Raw genomic sequence first — 22879 nt, 5'->3', positions numbered from 1 at the left:
GCGCTCCCCCGCACCTGCGCATGACCCTTAGACACACGAATGTCCTACGCTCGCGGATGCGCCCGCGCGTACGTCTCCGCCAGACGCTTCATCGACACGTGCGTGTAAATCTGCGTGGTCGCCAACGACGAATGCCCCAGAAGCTCCTGCACCGAACGAATATCGGCACCACCATCCACCAGGTGAGTCGCCGCCGAATGACGCAAAACGTGCGCACCCGACGCCTGAGTATTCTCCACCGTGCGCAACAGGTGGGTCAGGTCCTCACGAATCTGACGGGCGTTCGCACGCCCGCCCCGAGGGCCAATAAACAGCGCCGTCACGCCCTGGGCCCCCTCCGGAATCCACTGCGGACGACCATAGGACACCCAACGATTCAACGCCTTAAGCGCCGGAGTACCCAACGGCACCACGCGCTCCTTATTGCCCTTACCCAGCACGCGCACCGTCTTATTCGCCCGGTCCACGCTCTGCAAATCCAGGCCGGTCAGCTCAGAAATACGCATGCCCGAGGCGTACAGCACTTCAACCACGGCTTCGAGGCGCAGCAGGCGCGCATCACGAGGATCCTGCGCCCGACGCTCCTGCAGGGTAGTCAGCAGCTGGTTCATCTGCTCACGGCTCAGCACCGGCGGCAGGTGATTCTCCCGCTTGGGGGTGCGCATACCGCGGGTCGGGTTAGCGTGCACCAGCTCCTCCTCCTGAGCCCAGGTGAAGAACGTACGGAGGGTCGAACCACGGCGCGCCACCGTAGAACGAGCCGCCTGCCGCAGATGCAACGAACCCAACCACTCACGAATCAGGGACGCATCAATGCTGTCCAGATGCCGCACACCGCGGCGCGCCATATAGCCGAAGAAGCCCTCCAAATCGGAGATATACGAGCGGATTGTCTCTTCGGAACGGTGCTTCTCGTAGCGCAGAAAACGCTCAAAACGGTCCAGGACGGGGCGGAACACCTCGCCGGAAACCCCTAGCGCCGATTCAGGCAGTGCAGAATCAGGTAGAGCAGAGCTCTCTACTTGCTCCGGCGCAAGCGTGCGAGTATAGGTCACCGGCAGGGTCGTGGAGGGAGCATCATCCCGGTACTCTTCCCGGCTTTCGCTCCGGTTCTCTGCCTGGTTTTCAGCCTGGTTTTCGTGCTGGCGGGCGGGGGTCATGCGTCCCTCCTTTCGGGTTTCTGGTTCCTGGCTCTGCTCTGGCGGCGTTGATGCTTCTCGACGTTGTATTTCTGCCCCCGGCGTATCTGCTGATAGCGTGGCGGCGGGGTAAGCTCCGCGCCAGTATGCGCAAGCCTACCCCCAATTGTAGAGAGGTTCCGAGCTCTCCACGTGCCGCCCCGTCATCAGGAAGAACCCTACGCAGCGACAGTCGGGCGGACCTTCCGCCAGCTCGTTCCGCTACTCTCCGCCAGACCGCAACGACCCAGGTGGAACAGGTCAGCCATCACGTCGCGAGCGCTCAACCCGAGGGCTGCGGCAATCTCATCCACGCCGCGGTAGGAGCGCGGGCTCAAATCGTCCCAGACTCTACCCTGTCGTTCGGTCAGCTCGTCCAGTGCACTGGAGGAGGCAGCCTGATCCCATTCGCTCTCGTGCTCGGTGCCCAGCTCGAACCCCGCGGCGGCATCGTACTCGAGGATGTCGGCGGCCTCGGTGAGTGTTTGCGCTAGTCCATCGCGCAACAGACGGTTCGTTCCCACCGAGTTCGGCGAGTTAATCTGCCCCGGAACCGCCCAGAGGGTACGCCCAATCTCCATCGCGTGACGAGCCGTATTCAGGGCACCGGAACGCCAGCGCGCCTCCACCACAATGGTGTGCCGCGCCAACGCCGCAATCAGGCGGTTACGCTCCAGAAAACGCCAACGCGTGGGGGTGTTACCCACGCTCACCTCGCTCATGATGAGCCCGCGGTCAACAATCATATTCAGTGCATCCGAGTTCTGCGCCGGGTACAGCCGATCCAGCCCACCCGCCATGAAAGCGATGGTCGGCAGGTCGCTACCCTGCTGGGTCAGTGCCGCCCTATGCGCCGCAATATCAATGCCCATCGCACCGCCAGAAATCACCGTGTACCCGCGGCGCGCCAGCTCAGCGGCAAGGTGGGTCGTCGCCTCCGTACCGTAGATGCTCGGGTCACGCGAACCGACCAGCGCCACGCTCGGGGCAGAGGCCACATCCAGCAGGTGCCGCGAATCGCCTCGGCACCACAGCCCGTACGGTCGAGCAGGCCCCAAATCGTTCAGCTGCGGCGGCCACAGCGGATCGGCGGGAGTGACCAGCCACGCCCCGCAGGTTGCCGCCATGTGCGCCTCCGCGTTCAGGGTGCGTTCCATGCGGCGGTTCCAGCGCAGGCGGCGGGTCGCGAGCGCCTTGCCGAACTTATCGCGGCTCATCTGATGCTCACCCGGCGTGTAGTAGCCATTCGCGCTACAGAACAGGGCGGACTCCCCTTCCGCGGGTGCGCCCACCGAGTGCAAATAATCGCTGAGCTGCGTATCCGGTTCGCCGTGCTCCCAGGTGTGCGCATCGGGGATGTGCCCGGTCAGCAGGTAGTGCAGGGTCAGCGGCGCTCCCAGGGTGGTGAGGGATTCGACCACGAGCTCATCGGCGGGTTCGGCGTAGCGCATCAGCTGGGCGGTGCAGCAGCGGATGTACTCGCGGCACGCCGCCTCAACCTGCTCCGCGCTGAGGGCGGGGTTGAACAGGGGTGCTGGATTGAGCAGAGGCACAGGGTCAGAACCGCTGGAGGCTGTACCCGCCGCAGGTTCGGGGTGCTCACCCTGTGGCACCTCGCTCTGCTGTTCCTCCCCCGGCTGCTCTTCCCGGCTCAGGTCCTGCAGGTTCATCTGTTCCAGGTACACCGGGTTCAGGCAGGAGGTGAGGAAACCCGGCAACCGCGCCGCGTTATAGGGGCTCGGTGAGGGTTCGTTCCCCAGCGACAGAATATGCGCCACCCTCTCACGCACCAGGGCGTGCGCATCCAGGGTGCGGCCTGGCAGGCGGATCTGCAGTTCCTCCTGCACAAAATCCTCCGCCGCGCGCTCTTCTGGCACATGCTCTTCAGGCACGCTCACTTCTGGCACACACTCGTCCGGCGCTGTTTCTCTCAGCCCATTTTCTTTCAATTCGGCCTCTTCAGCTCGTTTTCTGAGCTTCTTCTCACTCATGACGTTCTTCTCCTCTCGTGAGTGATTCCTTCTATAAACCGGCACGCTATGTCAGCTGGCCCTATTTCAGCTGGCGCATTATTTCAATTGCCCCTGCTGCCGCAGAAAAAGCGCCACATCCAGGTGCTCCCGGCTCGGGTAGGCGGCCCCCTCCAAATCGGCGAGAGTCCAGGCGATACGCAGCACCCGGTCGTAGCCGCGCGCCGTCAGCGTTCCGCGGTCCACGGCGGCGTTCAGCTCGCCGGTGAGCTTCGCGTCCAGACGCAGCGGGCCGCGCAGAATCTTGCCGTTCATCTCCGCATTCGTCTTCAACCCGTACGGTTCCAGGCGCTCCCGCTGAGCCTGCCGTGCCGCCATGACGCGCTCGCGAATCTGCGCCGAACTCTCATTCACCTGACCGCCCGCAAGCTCCGTGGACGACACCTTCGGAACCGTCACATTCACATCAATGCGGTCCACCAGCGGGCCGGACAGACGCCCAAAATAGGCGCGACGCTCACGCGGAGCGCACGTGCACTCCGTACCGGTGCCCACGTTCATGCCGCAGGGGCACGGGTTCGCCGCCAGGATCAGCTGAAAACGCGCCGGGTACGTCGCCGATGCGCTCGAACGATCCAAGGTCACGGTCCCCGATTCCAGGGGCTGACGGAGCGAATCGAGCACCGTGCGTTTGAACTCCGGCGCCTCGTCGAGAAAGAGCACGCCGCGGTGCGCTTTAGACACACAGCCCGGGCGGGGAATGCCGCTACCGCCACCAAGAATCGCCGGCGCGGAGGCGCTATGATGCGGCGCCTCAAAGGGCGGCTGACGCACCAGCTCGCTCAGGTGCTCCCCCGCCGAGCAGAGGGAACGAATAGCGGTCACTTCCATCGCGGCATCATTATCGAGGGTCGGCAGGATGCTCGGCAGGCGCTCCGCCAGCATGGTTTTACCCGAGCCGGGCGGGCCTGTCAGCAGCATATGGTGGCCGCCGGCAGCTGCAATTTCCAGGGCGAAACGGCCCTGTGACTGACCGGCAACATCGCTCATATCGGAGGGAATTTCAGTCGGTTTCGCTACCGGTGCGCTCGCCTCCGTCTGCGGGGCGGGCGGGTAGGTCAGCTTCTGACTCTCCGCGCCGAGCGCGGCAAAAACCTCAGCCAGGCAGCGGAAACCGCTCACCTGCGCGCCGGGAATGAGCGCCGCCTCCTCAGCGTTTTCGGCGGGCACAATCACGCGGTGGTGTCCGGCGTCCACGGCGGCTTTAACTGCCGGCAGGATGCCCGGCACGGGGCGTAGCGTTCCGTCCAGGCCCAGCTCACCCAGGAAGACGCTATCGCCGCTGGGGTGCAGTTTCTTCTCCGCCTGCAGCGCCGCAACCACAATGGCTAGATCGAACGCCGAGCCGCGCTTGGGCAGGGTCGCCGGGGTCAGGTTCACCGTAAGCCGGTGCTGAGTGAGGGTGATGCCGGTGTTCTTCGCTGCGGAGCGCACACGCTCTTTCGACTCGTTGAGGGCGGTGTCAGGCAGACCCAGCAGCACGAAGCCGGGCAGGCCCTGTGAGATGTCAGCCTCAACGTCAACAATGTGCCCGCGCAAGCCCACGAGCGCCACGGAATAGGTGCGTGCGAATCCCATTACGCCACCGCCTTCAGATGCTCGAAGGTAAAGGTTTCGCAAGTTCCGGTCACCGCAATTGCGTCGATGCGAAAGCGTGGAAAATCCAGGTTCTCGCGCAGCCTGCACCAGAGAATCGCCAGCGAGCGCGTGCGGCGCGCCTTATCACGGTCAATGGACGCGAACGGGTGCCCAAAGTCTTCGCTGCTGCGGGTCTTGACCTCAACGAAAACCAGTTCGTCCTCGGGGTCAATGGCGATCAGGTCGAGCTCCCCGCGAATCTGTTCGTGTTCCAGTCCAGCGGGCGGTCGCCAATTCCTCTCCAGAATCCGGTAGCCGTTCGTCTCCAGGATGCGGGCGGTCAGCTCCTCGCCCCACCTACCGACGCTGTGGGCGCGGGGCGAGGTTCTGCGGAGCAGGGGTCTGTTGGGTGCGCTTCGGGTTGCGGCGCGGGCTGTTATTCGGGCTGTTGTCATGGGTCTCTCCCCAGGTAGATAGCGGTAGTGTTTCTACTGTGCCCGCCGCGCGCGTGCCTGAACGCGGTTAACGAAAAACTGTGGATAACCTCGGTTCTCAGAAGGAATTAGAGGTTATCCACAGCCATTTATTTGAAATTTTGGGGCATATTTTTCAAAAACACCGCTCGAGTGCCGATTCGCCGCGTCATATTCGTGCTGGTTTATCACGCAGTTTCATCACGCGGTTTCATCACCCAGCGCTGCCGCCCGGTAGCTCAGCAGCCGCCTGCTTCCCCCGGCAATGCGGTGAATCAGGCGTGAGCTAGGTGTTAAAGTCCGGCATTTCCGGCACGGTGAACTCCTGGTTGGGCAGGCGCTCCTCCACGTTCACGTCACGTACCGAGTAGGCGTGCACCTTCTTCACAAAGCGGTTGGAGCGGAATACATCCCACACCCACACGTCGCTCATGCTCACCTCAAAGTAGAGGGTGCCGTCCTGCACGTGCGGGGTGACGTCCACCTGGTTTGCCAGGTAGAAGCGTCGGTCGGTTTCTACCGCGTAGCTAAAGAGCGACATGACGTCTTTGTATTCGCGGTAGAGTGCCATTTGGGCGTCGGTCTCGTAGTTTTCGAGGTCTTCTGCGCTCACTACTCTTCCTTTCCTGGACTTTTGTAGTACTGATTCAGCGGTGGCACGTTAGGCTTTCGCGGCTTTCCGAGGCGCGGTTTTCAGGAATACCACACGCCCTAGCCGCGCTGTGCCACAGCGGCCTCAATCTGCTCGGCGGTCGCCGGAAGCGACCATGACAGTCGATGCTGCAGGCTGGGGCCCTGCACGCTAATCGCCTCGCGGTGAGCGGCGGATCCGTAGCCTTTGTTCTTTGCCCAACCGTACCCCGGATAGCGGGTATCCAGCTGGACCATCAGCTCATCACGTTCTACCTTCGCTACCACCGATGCGGCGGCAATGGAGGCGCACTTGTAGTCGCCCTTAATGACCATGGTCACCGGCATCTGCGCGGGGTCGCCTGCGCCTTCCCACGCCTGGGCGAGCAGTGCGTTGTAGTGTGCCTGCGCCGGGTCCGGTGCCAGCGCACTGAACAGGTCTTCCTGCGGAGGGGTGAACCAGTCGTGCTTACCGTCCAACAGGGCGGCGTCGGCACGGTATCCGCGGCGCGCCAGCTCTGCGAGCGCACGCTGGGCGGCAAGCCTCAGCGAGAGGGTCATGCCGAGCCGGTCAATGTCTGCCGGTTCCACGTGCCCGACCGCCACGGCGCACCACTGGCGGATTTCGGGAACCATGGATTCGCGGCGTGCCGGTGAGAGCGCCTTGGAGTCGATCAGCCCGCCCACTTCGAGGGTGGCGTCCGGGGTGAGGATTGCGACGCCCACGGTGACCGGGCCCGCCATGGAGCCGCGGCCTACCTCGTCGATTCCGGCAACCGTGCGGGCGCCGGAGGCGAAGAGCTGCTGCTCGTACTCGAGGTCGGCGGCGGGCGGGGTTGTTTTCGCGGGCTTAGCTTGAGCGGGTTTCGTTGCGCTCTTCTGAGCGCTCACCATCATTGCCACGCTCGCTTATTCGCTCGGGGTGGAGGTCGGTGCGGGAATCGATGAGAACACCGAGCTCTGATCCTGCAGCAGACCGAAGTGGTTCAGCGGCCACGCCACAACGAACACGTTACCCTGCACGTCATCCTTGGAGATGAACGCGGTGCCGTCGCTAATGTGGTAGCGGGAGTCAGCGGAGTTGCTGCGGTGGTCGCCCATCACGAAGTACTTGCCGGCGGGCACGGTCACCTTGAAGGGGACCTCCGAGGGCGGGTTGCCCGGGTACAGGTACGGTTCGGTAATCTCTACACCGTTGACCTTGATTTTGCCGTTGCCGTCGCTTTCGACCACGTCACCGGGAGTACCGATAACGCGCTTGACCAGGAAGTTCGAGGAAGTATCCGGCAGAATACCCGCGAAGGACAGGGCGTCCTTAAGCGGGCTGCTGGACTTCTGGGTGGAGGGAATCCAGCCCTGAGAGTCCTTGAAGACGATGACGTCGCCGCGCTTAGGCTCGCTAAAGTAGGAGCCCGCCACGTTAATGAACACGCGGTCGTTGACCTGTAGGGTCTGCTCCATGGAGCCGGAAGGAATGTAGAAGCCGCGCAGCAGGAAGGTCTTGACCAGGAATGCGATGACCAGCGCGTACAGGATGACGGTGCCGCCCTCACGTGCCTGCACCCAGAGCCATTCGCCGAGGCGGCCTTCTTCCTGCGCCTGGGAGTAGGTCAGCTCCGCCTGTTCGGCACGCTTTGCCTTGCGGCGTTCCTTGGGGGTCATTTCGGAGAAGTCCTTGGTGGTTTCCACGTCTGCGGCACTCTCCTCGTCGGTGGTTTCTTCGCGCTTAGTGTTCTTCTCAGCGGAAGAAGTCGCAACGGCGGCATCTGCGGAGGCGGCGCTCGCCTCGGCGCTAGCTACCACCTCGTGATCACGCTCAGATGCACCCTTGGTATCGCTTTCGGTCGCCTCAGTAGCGCCCGCGGATGCCACCCAGGGGGTAGCCTTCTCGGTTGCAACCTTTTCAGCACCATCATTCTCTGCGGCGCTCTTTTCTGCAGCAGCCTTTTCGGCGGCGAGGCGCGCGAAGTATTCTTCCATTTCGCGGCGCTCGCGGCGGCTTTGAGGCTGGTATCCCTCAGGGAAGGGGCTGGTGTTCGCAGTGTTCTTGTCGTCTGCCATGCTGGAGTGAGCCTTTCGTTTGAGAGATACCTAGCTCGAGTGAAACGGTACCTAGCTATTGTATCGAGAGTGTTTGCGCTCTTGGGCTTTTATTTTCTGAGAGCGGCAAGGTTCTCAGAAAACGAGGTCTCAGAATATGCAAAAACCGCTCCTTGCCCGCGGAATGCGGTTGGGGAGCGGTTTGCAACAGAATTCTGTATCTATAAAGATTAGAACTCGCGCTTCTCGCGGATACGAGCAGCCTTACCGTGGCGGTCGCGCATGTAGTACAGCTTTGCACGACGGACGTCACCGCGGGTCACAACCTCGATCTTCTCGATGGAGGGAGAGTGAACGGGGAAGGTACGCTCAACACCAACGCCGAAGGAAACCTTGCGGACGGTGAAGGTCTCGCGAACGCCTGCACCCTGGCGGCCAACGACGAAGCCCTTGAAGACCTGGATACGGTGGTTCTTACCTTCAACGATCTTAACGTGAACGTTCAGGGTGTCACCGGGGCCGAATGCGGGGATGTCGTCACGGAGGGACTTCTTGTCGAGGAAGTCAAGAGTCTGCATAGTTGTAGATCTCCAGAGTCATCTGCCGCAGGTCAAATAGACTCAGATTGCTCTGCCCCACTGCGGGACAGAAAACTTGATGCTTCGGACAGGATTGGTGCCCGAAGGTTGACATCGTTGGTCGCTCTTCCCCCTGCGGCAGGGGCGTGCCCGATGTCAACACAATGCTCCATTATCCCAATGCGCCCGCGTTTATGCAAGCATCCGGGGAGCACTTTTAGAAGGGGGGTTCGTCACTCTGCGCTCCCCCGCTCTGGGATGCGCCGTCCTGTACCGGAGCGCCCGGAGCGGTCATGCCCGGCGCCTCCGGGTTCTGCTGGGGTGCGTACTGAGGTGCTTCCTGCGGCGGCGCGTACTGCTGCGGCGCACCCGGCATACCCTGCTGAGGTGCGCCCTGCAGGGAGCCTTCGTTGACCGTGCGCTTCTCCACGGTGCGGGCAAAGATGCTCGTACCGTAGTTCAGGTCGTGACCGATGCCGAGGGCATCCACCTCTACGGTAGTGCCCTGCGTGCCGTCTTCGCGGTTCCAGCGGCTAATGCGCTGGCGGCCGCTCACAACCAGCGGCTGCCCCTTCTCAATGGAGGTGGCAATGTTCTGGGCGAGGCGCCGGTAGGCTTTCACGGTGTACCAGTTGGTGGTGCCTTCTTTCCAAGTGCCGGTGGCGTCCTGCCAGCGCGGGGTGCTGGCGAGGCGAAAGTTCACGACGGGCACCCCGTTGGGCAGGGTGCTCAGTGCCGGATCGGAGGCGGTGAATCCGCGGATCAGGATGGTGTCGCTCATGGTTTCTCCTTAGAAACTAGTGGGTGGGTTCCTTCACCTTGCCAGCACTGAGCCGACCCTGCATCCGGCGGTTACCGCTTCTGTGGATAACTTCGCGTTTTGCAGTTTTGAGTGCCGTCTGTGGATAGAGTTTTTGAACTTTTCACCCCGTTTTTTCAAAAATCGCCTGCGGGCAACGCATTCCCTGCAGAAATATGACGGCTATGCCCCATTCGACATCGTGATAGGTATCATCGTGATAGGTATCTCAGCGTCGGGGCGGCTATTTTTACCCTCAAGTTAACTATTTCTATCCCGCGCCCTCTATCCTTGATGATGCGGTGCACTCAGCCGCATCCCGTCTACCCGCCTTGGAGAATCCGTGAGCAAAAAGCCCGCGAACAACAACCTGCCTTCTTTACAGGAACTTCAGCAGCTACAGCGCAACCTGCCCAAGCTGCCCGACTCGATGGACCCGCAGAAGAAGCGCCTCATTTACGGTCTGCTCGCTGTGCTTGCCGTGATCGTGCTGATTATTGGCCTGGTCTATGTGAGCAAGAACGGTGTGGACGGCCTGCTCGGCTCCGATAAGAGCACCTCCGCCACCGATGAGGAAGAATCCAACGTTCCCACGGAAACCCTCGCCGAGGTCAAGAACCCGTACAAGGCAGTTGACCCCGCGACCGCGCTCGCACCGGATCTGGCAACCGCGAAGAGCGAGCTGGCGTCCCTGCAGGTGAAGGAACGCGCGTCGAAGGCCGGCTACTCTCGTGATCAGTTCGGTCCCGCCTGGGATGACGTTGACGGCAACAAGTGCAACACTCGCGACGACATTCTGCGCCGCGACCTGACCAATGTTCGTTTCAAGGTCAGGACCCACGCATGCACCGTCATCAGCGGTACTCTGGATGACCCGTACACCGGCAAGACCATCGAGTTCAAGCGCGGCAAGAAGACCTCCTCGGCTGTGCAGATTGACCACGTGGTGGCTCTGTCGAACGCATGGCAGACCGGCGCGCAGGATTTGACCGCAGAGCAGCGCCGTCAGCTGGCGAACGACCCGGAAAACCTGCTCGCTGCAGACGGCCCGGCGAACCAGCAGAAGTCCGATGCGGACGCCTCCGAGTGGTTGCCGAGCAACACCGCCTACCGCTGCACCTACGTGGCTCGTCAGGTACACGTGAAGGCGAAGTACAAGCTGTGGGTGACCGCGGACGAGAAGAAGGTTATGGAGCGCGTGCTCAACTCCTGCAAGGACACCAACCCGGCTAAGAAGTAATCCCAGCCAAGAAATAGCCTCCCGGCACCTCGCGGCACACCAACGCAAAAAGCATAAAGAAAACCGCCTCGCACCCTGAGTTTTGGGTGCGAGGCGGCTTTCTTATGTGGCGCCCCAGGAGGGAATCGAACCCCCGACCAAGAGATTAGAAGGCTCCTGCTCTATCCTCTGAGCTACTGAGGCCTTCCTCTAGGGTACATGAGAATTTATGCTTCTCATGCACCGCGCCTCTCACGCGGGGGCTGTTCCGTTGGGCAGCTCATCCGGCTGGCGCGGCATCCATCGAGCGTGCCGGGAGCTTACACCGGGAGTTCGCGCTGGGAATTCACGCTAGGAGCCTACCTTGGCGGCTTCCCGTTCTGCTTTCTTCACCTCGCGGCGGCGTGCACGGCGGCTTGATGCGCCGGGGAACAACTGCCACCACAAGCGGATGGTGGTGCGGCGAATCTGCGTGGGGTGCAGGCTCACGTACACCAGACGGCGGGTTGCCGGGTCGAGGGCGACCAGGTAGGTGATGTAGCCCAGGCAGATGACCGTCGCGATGAGTCGGCCCATGTCCTGGTTGAAGTCGCGCAGGTAGGGCGACACATTCAGCTGGTCGCTCACACCGTACGCCATGAAGAACAGCGTGGTGATGAAGTACCACATGAGCTGGAAGTGCGAGCGCAGACCGGTTGCGGCGAGCATCGGGATTGCCCAGAGCAGGTACCAGGGCTGAATCATGGGGCTGCACAGGAGCATGAACAGGATTGCGAGGCCGGCGTGGCGCACGATGTTGCGGTCGCGTCCAACGAATGCCATGGCTACTGCGCCGAGCATGCCGATGCCCTTGCCGGCGGTCTCGATGAGCTTGCGGATGACCTCGAAGGCGTCTCCCTGAATGAACAGGGATGCGGCGCCGATGACCAGGCCGAAGGGGGTGTACCAGATGTACTGGCCGCCGGTGGTGGACAGTGCCTTAATCCAACCGAATTCCAGTCCGGTCACCCAGCCCATGAGCGCCATTTCGGCGAGCAGCAGCACGCCGGAGAATGCCCAGAAGATGAACTTACGCGGCCAGGAGGCGTTCTTACCAGCCCAGAGCAGACCCACGAAGGGTAGCACCACGAGGGCGAGCGGCTTGACGGCAACGCCGAGGGCTACGAAGGTCACGCCGAGCGGGCCGCCCCACCAGGTGTCGCGGTAGCGCTTGGCGTAGTAGAGGCCTCCGAGCATGAACATGGTCATGAGCGAGTCGTTGTGGCCGCTGGCGATGAACGATGCGATGAACAGCGGGTTCGGGCCAATCTGCCAGAGAGCGCGGACCTGGTTGAAGCCGTGCGCCTGGGCGAGTTTTGCCACGTAGAAGAGGATGCCGATGACCGCGAACACGGAGAGTAGGCGGAAGTAGAAGAGGGAGAGGTCGATATTCTCCCCCGCCAGGCGCACAATCCACTCTTCGAGCTTGAGGGAGACAGGTCCGTACGGGGGCGGGGATTCCGCCCACATGGGGTCCGCACCGTTCTGCATGAAGTTCGAGATTTCGGAGACACCGTGCTTGTACGGGTTGAGGCCGTGCGCCATGACCATGCCCTGACCGTAGTAGGAGAACATGTCGCGGCTGTAGATGGTGAACGCGAAAATCTGCGGCAGGGACCAGCTGGCGGTGACGGCAATCATCCACCGCATGGCGTTGGGTTCGTTCCAGTCGCCCATTTTCTGGTAGATGCGCAGCCATTCACGGCACATGATCATAGCGCCGAGGGCGAGCAGAATAATGCCGGTGATGACCCATGCTGCTTCGAATCGGATGGCTCGAATAATGTCGTAGCGCCAGAAGCTGGAGCTGTCGGCGAGCCAGCCGACGGCGTAGGAGCCGAGGGTGACCATGATGGAGCCGATGGTGCCGATAATCAGCGTGCGCAGACGGTGATTATTGACGTAGTCCAAGAGTTTGGGTGAGAGAGGTGCGTCGTGTGCACCGGGGGTGGTGAGCCGGTGTGCTAGCTCCTTTGGTGCGCGCATAACTCCCTTTCTGTCTGCATCGTCGTTCTGGTTTTTATCATACCGGAGCCCTTGGATGCACTTGCGAGAATCACTGTTGCGAAGACGCTTGTGGACACGCCTCAAGGGCACGCAGAGTGGCGCAGTTCTCCCCCGCTGCCGCCGTTTGCGCATCCGCTCGTACCTTTCTTGCGCCCTCTTGTACCCCTTTTGTGACGTGCTGCCCGCCGGGCCGGCAGCGTTTGGGGGTAGAGTGGGAGAGTGAGTATTTCTAGTGAACGTATTGTATGGATTGACTGCGAGATGACCGGCCTGGACGTGGAGAACGACGCTCTCGTCGAGGTGGGCGTTCTGGTCACGGATGCCGATTTGAACATTCTGGGTTCTGGCGTTGAGTTCGTCATTAAGCCCGGTGATGAGTCTCCTGCCGGTGCGCTGGAGAACATGAATGACTTTGTGCGTTCGATGCATGAGGCGTCGGGTCTACTGCCCGATATTGAGCACGGTGTGTCGATGGATTACGCGCAGGAGCAGGTGCTTCGCTACATCAAGAAGTATGTTCCGGTGGCGGGCAAGGCGCAGCTGGGCGGCAACTCGGTGGGCATGGATAAGCGCTTCTTGGAGCGCTACATGCCCGAGGTCATGGCGCACCTTCACTACCGTGTGATTGATGTGTCGACCATTAAGGAGCTAGCGTCGCGCTGGTACCCGGCGGCTCGTCACAGCGCCCCGGCGAAGACCGGTAACCACCGCGCACTGGGTGATATCAAGGACTCGATTGATGAGTTGAAGTATTACCGTCGCGCTATTTTTGTGCAGCAGGGCCCGGATGCGATTGCGTCGGCGCAGATTGCGCGTGAGGTGGAGGCTGAGCGTGCCGCACGCGAGGCTGCTGAGGCATCCAAGGCGTAAGCGCAGAATGTAACGAGCATCATAGCTTTTCAACTTGGCAGGTTTCTGAATCTCCTGTACAGTAGTATCCGTTGCATATCGCAAGGGAAACCAAGCGAAGCACATGGTGGTCGTAGCTCAGTTGGCAGAGCGCCTGGTTGTGGTCCAGGAGGTCGCGGGTTCAACCCCCGTCGATCACCCCGATGGAAAGGGTCGTTATGGTTATCCGTAACGGCCCTTTCGCTTACCCTCAATCCGGTTCACCCACACACGGTGTACCCGGCAAGTTCCCACTCAACAGTTCCCGTTCAACACAAGCAAAGGATAATTCCGTGGCTATTCGCCCCATCGTTATTCACGGCAACCCCGTTCTGCACCGCCCCGCGGCACCCGTCACCGAGTTTAATGATGAGCTCAAGGAGCTCGTGGCTGACATGTACGAAACCATGGACGCATCCAACGGTGTGGGCCTGGCGGCACCGCAGATTGGTGTGGGCCTGCGCATCTTCACCTACAAGATGGAGAATGAGGACGGCGTTCCCCCGCGCGGCTGCATCATCAACCCGGTACTGACCCTGGGCAAGATTTCTACCGCTGACCCGGACCCCTACGAGGAGGAAGAGGGCTGCCTGTCCTTCCCCGGTTACGGCTTCCCCCTCAAGCGCGCCGAATGGGTGACCGTGAACGGTCTTGACGAGCACGGCAACCCCGTCCAGTTTGAGGCGACCGGCTGGTTCGCACGCTGCATGCAGCACGAAACCGACCACCTGGACGGCAAGCTGTACGTGAACCGCCTGAACAAGAAGTGGACCAGCAAGATGAAGAAGGTCGTGAAGAAGGAAGGCTGGACCGTCGACGGTAACTCGTGGACGCCCGGCGTGGACCCGGATCCGTTCGGCCACTAATCACGAGCTCTTCTAAAGGTCAGAGACCTTTTCAAGAAGTTTAAAACGAAGACCGCGAATGCACTCTAAAAACGCATTCGCGGTCTTCGTTTTCCATCAGCCGATGATGTTTTCCATCAGCTAACGGTAGCGTGAAACGGGTCATCCTATGAGCCGGGTTCTGTCTAAAACGCCACCCGAAGGGGCATTTTGAGGCAATCATCTATCTAGAACGTACGTTGCCGCACGTCTCAAGCAGCCTACCCGAATACGCACCCCACCTCCGTAAAGGAAGCTGACGGGGATCGGGCGCACTACCCTACCATGGCGTATTCTGTTTGACCTTGCTCCGAATGGGGTTTACCTAGCCGGGCACGTCACCGCGCCCGCTGGTGGTCTCTTACACCACCCTTTCACCCTTACCGCGGCAAACCGCGGCGGTTTACTTTCTGTGGCACTGGCCTGCGGGTTACCCCGAGTGGATGTTATCCACCATCCTGTGCTGTGGAGCCCGGACTTTCCTCGAAGCACGTGTGCCTCGCGATTGCCCAGACGGCCCGTTTCACCCAACCCATTATACGCACACCAGTGGAGGTAGCTATTTTGGGGTCCGTCTCGCAGGTACACATGGGTACACTAGCGACCTCGCGGGCACGCTGACGTCTCGCAACTACACTGCGCCTCGTAGCTACCCTGCGTCTCGCGGGTACACTGGAGAGATGCTGATTCTTCTTCCCCCGTCTGAAGGTAAGACCCCCGCCCCGGCTGGCAACGCGCCCGTATGCTTCGCTGACCTCTCGTTCCCCGAGCTCACTGCCGAGCGTGAGAGCGTCCTGGAGGAGCTGACCGCAGTCAGTTCGGGCCCCGATGCTCTGGCGGAGCTCAAGGTGGGTGCTTCCCTCGCAGCAGAGGTGGAACGCAATACGCGCCTGCTCACCGAACCGGCACAGCCCGCGATCCGCACCTACACGGGTGTGCTCTTTGAGGCACTGGATTATGCGAGCTTCTCCCCCGCCGAACGCGATGCCGCGCACTGGTCGCTACTGATTTCTTCGGCACTGTGGGGTATTCTGCGCCCCGAGGACGCAATCCCAGCCTACCGTCTGTCGATGGGCGTGAAGCTGGGTTCGGTGGGTTCGCTCGCCTCCTTCTGGAAGGGCGCGTTGGGTACCGCACTGGAGTCGACCGCGAGGGATCAGCTGATTCTGGATTGCCGTTCTGCAGCCTACGCGAAGTCGTGGGTGACTCCCCCGTCGCAGACTCTGGCGGTTCGTGTGGAGCGTGTGGCGGCTGATGGGTCGCGTAAGGTCGTCTCGCACATGGCGAAGCATTACCGTGGCTTGTTTGCGCGTTACCTGATTCAGTCGGGTTTGGCGGCTCGTCCTATTGATGGCTCTACGGCTGGTATTGCCGAATTTTTGGAAGCGGTCAGCGAGGATTGGTCGGTGGAGTGTACCCTGCCGACGGCGCGTAAGGCGGGTATTTTGACGCTGCTGGTGCATGAGCAGTAGGTTGCCCAACTATTTGTTTCCGCTTATTTTTTGCATCATATTGAAAAATTTTTTTAACTATTTTTCTAGTGGCTTAAATCTGTATTGCCCCTTGTAAAACCACACTTTCCCACATTTTAGGGGTAGCTTTTGATGAGCGGAGAAGGCGGTTAGTGTCTAGCTATCCGCCTTCTTTTTGTGCACAGAAGTGCTTATAGTATTTAATGGCTCGCCGCTGGTGGCGGGTATTTCACTCACTAACATTCACATTCTCAACCCAGCACACATGGAAACACGTCACGCCACGTACGTATAACAAACGACTAGAGGTTTAACCAATGGTTATTGGTTTGCTAGCGTAGAAGTAACCACTCAGAAACACATCGATGGGACAATGATATGTCTACTTTTTCCTCTCGTCGCGCCCTTTTTAAGGGTGCGGCAGCACTAACAGTCGCTGGCGCTTTGGGTGCGCACCATGCCGGCGAGCAGAGCGCCCAGGCTGCCACCTTGGACGTTATGACCACCCCGCTGACGTTCAAGATTACCGAGGCGTCGTTTGATATTAGCGGCTTCAACCTCAGCTACGAGATTACAGGCCTGCAGGCTGTGCTTGATACTGGCCTGTACACCCCATACATTGAGGCTGGCTACTACACCAAGGAGAAGGGCTTCACGCAGTTCTACTTCTTCGCTCTTGAGCCGAAGAAGCGCATCGAGAATGACCCCTACGTGAGGCACCACGTCATTTCTCGCGAGGTCACTGGTGGCCCGAAGGCGGACTACGGGATTCGCTTGTCTCTTCGTCCGCGCCGTGAGCAGTACACCATCCTGCGTACTATTGAGGTTCGCCCGACGATTAACACTGAGTTTGCGTGGGCACCTTTCATTGTGGATATTGATATGGATGGCGAGTACGCTCCCGATATCTACAGGTCATGTAAGGCAAAGGTTTTGCTGCTCGATAAGGAACGTTGCTTCTACCCTAAGCGTGCGGTGACCCGCAGCGATCTGATGGATGCAATCTACCGAGGCGCCCGCTCGCCGAAGGTTAAGCTTCCGGCGCGTTCCCCGTTCCCGGATGTGTCCCCGAAGGATGAGCGTTACTCGGCATACATTTGGGCATACCAGAATGGTCTGACCTCGGGTTGGTCTGACGGTAAGATGCACCCGGAGGCGGTGGCTAGCCGCGCTACGATGGCAGCGTTCTTCTACCGTTACTTTATGCTTACCCCCGGCCGTCGTCCTTCGTGGTTCCGTCCCACTACCCCGCAGGACATGAAGCCGGGTGCCCCGTTCTACACCGAGTCGGTGTGGCTGCACTCGTCGGTGAATATTGATACGAGCTTTCACAATAAGAGCAAGGATTTCCGTCCGACCAAGATTGCTACCCGCGAGGAGCTGGCTCGTGTCCTGTCAATGCTGGACATGATTGACATCCCCAGTAGCCCTTATATCGATGCTTAAGATTTGGCAGGTGCCGTGAACCGGGCGGTTAACCTACATGTTTTAGCTTGGGTTGATCTCTGAGAACAGCAGCTGAAGATAGTGGCCTATGGCCTATAGAAGGGGCGGCGAGAGTTTTTCTCTCACCGCCCCTTTTTGTATGCCCCTTTTTTCGTGTGCCCGTTTTCTGGTGCAGGCGCTGCTGGGTGCGGTTTTTAGTGCTGGTGATGCTTCCATTTTTGTCTCTCTATTGTGTGGTCTTTTTGGGGGTCGGGCTTTGTATAAAACCGGGGGCGTAATTTTCGAATTTTTTGTCTTATAACTCTTATTGGAATGTTTTTCTCGTGTTTTCATTGAATGTCTAAGACGCGGGTTGGTAGGCTGAAATTGCACTTCAGCATGCCGCCGCTACGGGTCCTCCACGATGTGGATTTGGCGTAGGCTCAGCGCGGTGGACTGTCACTCATTGATCCTCTCAACTTCTTTTCTCATTCACCCTCATTCATGCAGAAAATTCAGATTGGATAATGATGTCCTCATTCTTTAAGCCTGCCCGTGGCGCACGCCGAAAAGTTGCGGGCGCTTCCCTGGCGTTGGGTTTGACTCAGCTGTTGGGCGTGTCTCCGCTGTTGGCTTTGACGCCGGTGGCGGCCCAGCCGGCGCCCGCCTCCCCTGTGAACACGCAGCAGGCAACTACTCAAGAAACACCGGCCCGTCAGATGCCTCAAGTGCAGGGTGGCGATCCCGCCTCTGAGCTGGAGAACATTGATTTGAAGGTCACGACAGGCCCCCTCAACATTTCTCAGGGCGGTATCGTGTCGGTGACAACCTCTCCGTTGAGCGCCGAGTTTAGGCAGAAGTACACGTTCCACGAGCTCGCGTTGGTGGAACGTGGTTCCACGTACGTCCATGTCGGGCATCATAATTATGTTCCCCTCACTCAGTACGGTGGGATGGTCGAGGACCTCAAGCAGCAGGGTAATGTGCGAGAGAACCCGGATGGCAGCCTCACTTTCACGCTCGTTGTTCCCGCCCATATTGTTGAGGCTAAAGAGGGGACTCTCTTCGATACGGTACTGACGTATTACCCGTCGAATGAGTATGCGCCGGATCCGTTGACGTGGTCGAATCGCCGGGTAGTCCGCACTCCTACCGATGTGGTGCAGGACGCTAAACCTACGAAGACCACCTACCTTTTCAGTTCATCTTCTATCGAGCACCCGGAAGAGGATACAACCCTGACGGTTGAGGGTTTCCATATCCTCTCGAAAAGCACCTTTTGGGGTCCTGAAGGCCCGGCGGTCCTGACCCTCTATGAGGTTGATCCGGTGACCGGGCAGGGTATTGGTTCGCCTGTGTTTATGCAGAATCTGAATTACACCAGGTGCAATCAGTACTGTGATAGTTTCTTGAACGACCATTTCAGTACGGCTATCACGATTCCCGGGGGTACTCTCAAAGCGGGCAGGCTGTACAGGATTGGTTTCTACGGCGGTGGTTATCCTGGCCCGGGTTCCGAGGAATACCCTGGTGCATGGATGACCGATGTGGCAGATTTCATCCCGGTAGGTACCCCGGAGCAAGATGCAGCTCCCACCAGCATCTACGTCTCGGGAGATAAGATGAGCCCTTATCGCGAGAATAATACTTTGAAGGTGACTGTTTTGGGTCTGCCGCCGCTGACCAAGGGCTACTACCGTTTCTCCTTGCAGCCGATTGATGATCATGGCCGTCCGACCGGGCAGAAGTCTTGGGAGAAAGTGATTCCTGCCGAGAGCATTCAGAAGGGTCGTACGGCGCAGACGCTTTCTCTTCCCGGCTATGCCCTGAATTTTGAGGTGGCCTATAGGCTCTTTGTGGAGAAGGTAACCCCAAATCAGGGTGACGCTGTCGATTCGGTTGAGCAGGTTGCTTCCAAAGATCTGGACTTGGATATCAGTCAGGAACGGGAAATGGAGGCTGCCAGGAAATGGATTGTGAACCGTCAAATTCTGCCAGGCTACCCCACTGATCGCGATTGGGAATCAGTGAACCGCCGTTCTGTGACGGTGGCACTGTACCGGTTAGCGGGTGCGCCGCAGGTTGAGCTTCCTGCAGTCAGCCCTTACACGGATATTACGCCGGATGACCCTGACTATACCGCGATTATTTGGGCTCGTCAGCGGGGTATTACGTTCGGCTGGGTTGATGGTCGCTTCCACCCGAATGAGCCGCTTTCGGACCGTTCCACGGCTGCGTTCCTCTACAGGTATCAGCGATCCCAGGGGGAGGCGTCGCCAAGCTTACCGACGTCTCCTTCACTACCGGACTCTAACCCGAAGAAACAGAAGCATTTCCCGCTTAGCTCTCATTGGCGGCTCTGGATCAGCCCGGAGACTGCTTTTTCACGTGAGTCTCGCTGGGCTATTGAGCAACGTATCTGGGGTTACATGCCTGATCAAGGTTACTTCTATGAGAGCTTTGACGGCTTCAAGATGTCGTACCGTCAGGTGGCTGTGATGCTGTACCGTATGGAGCACGGAGGCAGCCACCTCAGGTAACGCCCGGTCGCGGTGAGGGGGTAACCGGTGGGCTGGGATGCTCGACGTAGTTCGGCTTTTCAGCCCGCCGGTGCCGCCTCGGTTGCCCTCTCACCAGCGATCTCTCTTGCCTGACACCAGGCTTTACGGGTCTCCCCTAGCCTGGCTTTTCAGAATCTATCCGCTCAACTTCTTCACTCACTTCATCTACTCACTCACTTCAATCACCGTATAAATTTTGTAGATGGGATTATGATGTCTTCATTTTTCGCCCCACGAGGTGCCCCGCACCATTCTGATACCCCGCGCCACCCGGCGAGCGCCCGCGCGCTCAGCCTGTCGCTGTTGCTGGGTTTGAGCCCGCTTGCAGGTCTTACTCCTGCGGCGCTGGCAGCGCCTCAAGAAACACCCGCGCAGAACGCGCCTGCCCAGAACAAACCTGCGCAGAACGAACCTGCGCAGAACACTCCCGTGCAAGGTGATAAGCAGGATGCTTCCCTGCCGACCCTGCGCGTGTCCAGCGGTTCCCTCGACATTCTTCACGGCGGTACCGTGCACGTGGAGGGTACCGGGCTGAGCCCCGAGTTCTTGGCGCATCATGAGCTGCGTAGCCTCACGATTGCCCCGAAGGGCTCTTCGACCTACGCTAACCCCTACCAGAAGCTTGATCACCGCGGCCTTGTCTTTGACGCCCCGAAACCGGCTGCTGACGGCAGTTTCAGCGCTGACCTGACGGTTCCGGCGAATAGCCTACCGGCAAACCTGGAATACGAGATCATTCTCACCTACCGCCCTGTAGATGATGCGCACCCTTACGCGTGGAACACTGAGGATCGCGTCCGTACGGCGCTGCCGGTGGAGTTCAACCTCCCGAAGGCTGTCCTTCCCTCCATCACCTATGATGTTTCGGCTATTTCTGAGGAGCAGATTGCTTCCGGTCAGCCGATTGAGGTGACGTTGACGGGTACCGGTTTTCAGGATGTCAGCTCCGTGAAGTTCACCTTGTCCGAGCATGATGAGCAGGGAAAGGTCACGAACGATAATGTGGCTTCGCTTGGTGAACTGAAGGCACCGGATACGGAAGAGAATCAGCGCATTTTCAAGGGCCTGATTCCTAACGGCTATTTCCAGAAAAAGGTCACTATCCCCGCGGGAGTTCTGAAGTCCGGTAAGGGATATTCCCTGGGTGTTTCCGGTGTAGAAACCCACGGGTGGAATAAGCTGACGCGTAAGTTCCCCTTCGTTCCGGTGGGCAATAACCCTGCGCGCATGGCGTATCAGGATAATTCGTTCAGGAATACCCTGCCGAAGGTATCTGTTGCTGCGCAGGATTTTGATCCCGGTCAGGACCGCGTCTATAAGGTGACTATTTCTAATATTTCACCCGAGGTTGACCTGGGGTACTACATTGACTCTGTGTCGATTTATAACGCTACCTCTGGTGAGCAGGGATATTTTGCGAGGAATGATGTAGCGGGTCAATACTATAAGCGTGACGAGCTGGTAACCCGCAATGCTGACGGCACTCTGACCGTGGAGGTTGAGTATAAGGCTCATGGTGATTCCTACAATAGGCCTTCTTCTCGCGGTTCGATGGCTGAAGTGCGTGTGGTGTTCTCGGACTCTCAGTATTCGTACGGTAGCCATAAGTTCACGGTGAGCGCGCAGCTTCCGATGGCGCCTCTTGCCGCTGATGCTGTTGATTCGGAGAACCCGGGGAATGTTGAGTTGAAGGTGACTTCGGGAACCCTCAATATTTCTCAGGGCGGTACGGTGTCGGTGACGACTTCCCCGTTGAGCCCCGAGTTCCGTAAGAAGTACACTTTCTACGAGCTGGCTCTGGTGCAGCGCGGGTCGGTGTACGTGTATGCGGAGCACAATAGTTATGAGCCTCTCGACGAGTACGGCGGAATGCTCAAGGATTTGGTGCATCAGGTGCGGGAGAACCCGGACGGTAGCCTCACCTACACGTTTAAGGTTCCCCCGCAGTACGTTGAGGCTGCCGACGGTGAGCTCTTCGATGTGGTGATGACGTACTACCCGTCGGATGAAACTGAGCCGGAACCTTCGAGTAGGTCGAACCGTTTGTATGCCCGCGCCCATATTGATGTGGTTCAGGAAGCGCAGCCGACCCGTGGAACCTACACCTTCAGTCAGTCCGCTATCGATAACCCGTGGAAGGATACGACGCTGCGGGTTGAGGGACGCCATATCCTCTCCCAGGCTAGTGAAATGGTTGGTAATGATTGGCCGGTCATCGCTATCTATGAGGCTGACCCTGCAACGGGAAAGATGGTGGGTGAGCCTGTGTTCACTCAGCGGGATGACTACACGTACTACGGGGTTAACACCAGGTGGTTCCGCAATAACTATTTCAGTGCGGAGCTGAAGATTCCTGCGGGTACGTTGAAGCCGGGCAAGCTCTACTTTATTGGTATGTATGGGAACGGGGTGCCTTACCCCGGCATGGAAGATTCTCCGGGTTCTATGCTGAATGATGTTGCGGAGTTCCTTCCGGTGCATTCTCCCGAGCAGGACTCTGCGGGGCCCACGCTGCACCTTGGGTCGGTGGGCCTGAGCCCTTATGCGCAGACGAACTTGTTTACGGCGCGCGCTACCGGGCTTTCTGATCCGGGTGAAGGATCGTACCGCCTCTCGGTGCAGCATGTTGATGAGCAGGGGCGTTTGACCGGTCAGACGGTGTTCCAGCAGGCAATCCCGGCTGACCTCATCAAGGACGGCAGGGCGGAGCTGAATCTGACGATCGCTCAGCCGCTGAGCTATTCGGGCACTTATCGTCTGGTCTTGGAGAAGGTCACCCCCGGTAAGGATGGTGCCGGCGAGTCGGTGGAGCAGCTTGCTGTCGAGGATATTCCTCTGAAGCTGACGCGTGAGGATGAGTTGCAGGCGGCTGAGCAGTGGTTTGCTGATCGTGATATTTTGCCTAATCCTTCGCCGATGTCCTGGCATAGCGGTATGACGCGCCACGATGTGACGGTGTCGCTGTACCGTCTGGCGGGTTCCCCGAAGGTTGAGCTGCCTGCTTTTAGCCCGTACGCGGATGTGGCAACAAGCGACCCGGACTACGCCGCGTACATTTGGGCTCGTCAGAAGGGCATT

Annotated in this window: 17 protein-coding genes, 2 tRNA genes and 1 other RNA gene; 8 read left to right on the top strand and 12 right to left on the bottom strand. The window is 59.4% G+C overall.

Features of this window, described 5'->3' with window-relative positions; translation table 11 throughout:
• Positions 1 to 44: 44 nt before the first annotated feature.
• The 9 genes from HMPREF2765_RS06265 to HMPREF2765_RS06225 form a co-directional block, all read right to left on the bottom strand.
• Positions 45 to 1160 (bottom strand): tyrosine recombinase XerC, encoded by a 1116-nt coding sequence (locus tag HMPREF2765_RS06265; protein ID WP_070604741.1) that lies wholly within the window; start codon positions 1158 to 1160, stop codon positions 45 to 47.
• 197 nt (positions 1161 to 1357) lie between these two features.
• On the bottom strand, positions 1358 to 3070 hold the full coding sequence (dprA, locus tag HMPREF2765_RS06260; protein ID WP_246824929.1) for a DNA-processing protein DprA: 1713 nt from the start codon (positions 3068 to 3070) through the stop codon (positions 1358 to 1360).
• 177 nt (positions 3071 to 3247) lie between these two features.
• A complete protein-coding gene (locus tag HMPREF2765_RS06255; RefSeq protein WP_049337706.1) occupies positions 3248 to 4786 on the bottom strand; it encodes a YifB family Mg chelatase-like AAA ATPase in 1539 nt (512 codons plus the stop codon).
• Positions 4786 to 5241: a YraN family protein gene (locus HMPREF2765_RS06250; protein ID WP_012903656.1), complete on the bottom strand. Its 456-nt coding sequence runs from the start codon at positions 5239 to 5241 to the stop codon at positions 4786 to 4788. The genes HMPREF2765_RS06255 and HMPREF2765_RS06250 overlap by 1 nt, the downstream gene beginning before the upstream one ends.
• Positions 5242 to 5545: 304 nt before the next feature.
• Entirely contained in the window at positions 5546 to 5872 is a 327-nt protein-coding gene (locus tag HMPREF2765_RS06245; protein WP_049337707.1) for a DUF2469 domain-containing protein, read from the bottom strand.
• 98 nt (positions 5873 to 5970) lie between these two features.
• The gene (locus tag HMPREF2765_RS06240) at positions 5971 to 6792 is read right to left on the bottom strand and encodes a ribonuclease HII (RefSeq protein ID WP_070604738.1); all 822 of its coding nucleotides are present in this window, start codon (positions 6790 to 6792) and stop codon (positions 5971 to 5973) included.
• Between the two features lie 6 nt (positions 6793 to 6798).
• Positions 6799 to 7950: a signal peptidase I gene (gene lepB / locus HMPREF2765_RS06235; RefSeq protein WP_070604736.1), complete on the bottom strand. Its 1152-nt coding sequence runs from the start codon at positions 7948 to 7950 to the stop codon at positions 6799 to 6801.
• 209 nt (positions 7951 to 8159) lie between these two features.
• Positions 8160 to 8507, bottom strand: a complete 348-nt coding sequence (rplS, locus tag HMPREF2765_RS06230; protein ID WP_049337710.1) for a 50S ribosomal protein L19 — start codon at positions 8505 to 8507, stop codon at positions 8160 to 8162.
• 217 nt (positions 8508 to 8724) lie between these two features.
• Positions 8725 to 9288 (bottom strand): single-stranded DNA-binding protein, encoded by a 564-nt coding sequence (locus tag HMPREF2765_RS06225; RefSeq protein ID WP_070604734.1) that lies wholly within the window; start codon positions 9286 to 9288, stop codon positions 8725 to 8727.
• 361 nt (positions 9289 to 9649) lie between these two features.
• Here HMPREF2765_RS06225 and HMPREF2765_RS06220 point away from each other — a divergent pair, with 361 nt between their 5' ends.
• Positions 9650 to 10546 (top strand): HNH endonuclease family protein, encoded by an 897-nt coding sequence (locus HMPREF2765_RS06220; RefSeq protein WP_070604732.1) that lies wholly within the window; start codon positions 9650 to 9652, stop codon positions 10544 to 10546.
• Positions 10547 to 10653: 107 nt separating this feature from the next.
• On the opposite strand, the gene HMPREF2765_RS06215 is transcribed toward HMPREF2765_RS06220, so the two are convergent.
• A tRNA-Arg gene (locus HMPREF2765_RS06215) sits at positions 10654 to 10729 on the bottom strand.
• 147 nt (positions 10730 to 10876) lie between these two features.
• Complete coding sequence (mptB, locus tag HMPREF2765_RS06210; RefSeq protein WP_070604730.1) at positions 10877 to 12550, bottom strand: polyprenol phosphomannose-dependent alpha 1,6 mannosyltransferase MptB; 1674 nt, start codon at positions 12548 to 12550, stop codon at positions 10877 to 10879.
• Positions 12551 to 12790: 240 nt separating this feature from the next.
• On the opposite strand from mptB, the gene orn reads away from it, so the two are divergent.
• The 3 genes from orn (at position 12791) to def (ending at position 14325) form a co-directional block, all read left to right on the top strand.
• Positions 12791 to 13441, top strand: a complete 651-nt coding sequence (gene orn / locus HMPREF2765_RS06205; RefSeq protein ID WP_070604728.1) for an oligoribonuclease — start codon at positions 12791 to 12793, stop codon at positions 13439 to 13441.
• 106 nt (positions 13442 to 13547) lie between these two features.
• A tRNA-His gene (locus tag HMPREF2765_RS06200) sits at positions 13548 to 13620 on the top strand.
• Between the two features lie 132 nt (positions 13621 to 13752).
• Positions 13753 to 14325, top strand: coding sequence for a peptide deformylase (gene def / locus HMPREF2765_RS06195; protein WP_005506273.1), 573 nt, complete (start codon positions 13753 to 13755; stop codon positions 14323 to 14325).
• Positions 14326 to 14458: 133 nt separating this feature from the next.
• On the opposite strand, the gene rnpB is transcribed toward def, so the two are convergent.
• An RNA gene (gene rnpB, locus HMPREF2765_RS06190) (RNase P RNA component class A) lies at positions 14459 to 14864 on the bottom strand.
• A gap of 159 nt (positions 14865 to 15023) precedes the next feature.
• Between rnpB and HMPREF2765_RS06185 the strand changes: the two genes are divergently transcribed.
• From HMPREF2765_RS06185 to HMPREF2765_RS06170, 4 genes are all read left to right on the top strand, one after another.
• Entirely contained in the window at positions 15024 to 15815 is a 792-nt protein-coding gene (locus HMPREF2765_RS06185; protein ID WP_070604726.1) for a YaaA family protein, read from the top strand.
• Between the two features lie 378 nt (positions 15816 to 16193).
• A complete protein-coding gene (locus HMPREF2765_RS06180; protein ID WP_012903668.1) occupies positions 16194 to 17261 on the top strand; it encodes an S-layer homology domain-containing protein in 1068 nt (355 codons plus the stop codon).
• A 578-nt stretch (positions 17262 to 17839) separates the two neighbouring features.
• Positions 17840 to 19780, top strand: coding sequence for an S-layer homology domain-containing protein (locus tag HMPREF2765_RS06175; protein WP_239663329.1), 1941 nt, complete (start codon positions 17840 to 17842; stop codon positions 19778 to 19780).
• A 231-nt stretch (positions 19781 to 20011) separates the two neighbouring features.
• Positions 20012 to 22879 (top strand): siroheme synthase (locus HMPREF2765_RS06170; RefSeq protein ID WP_070604724.1); only part of this gene is annotated, 2868 nt, incomplete at its 3' end.

The organism is Rothia sp. HMSC062H08 (genome assembly GCF_001810775.1).
In the GTDB taxonomy this organism is placed as follows: domain Bacteria; phylum Actinomycetota; class Actinomycetes; order Actinomycetales; family Micrococcaceae; genus Rothia.
The sequence above is the reverse complement of the archived record's forward strand: the minus strand, read 5'-3'. Positions and strand labels throughout refer to the sequence as shown.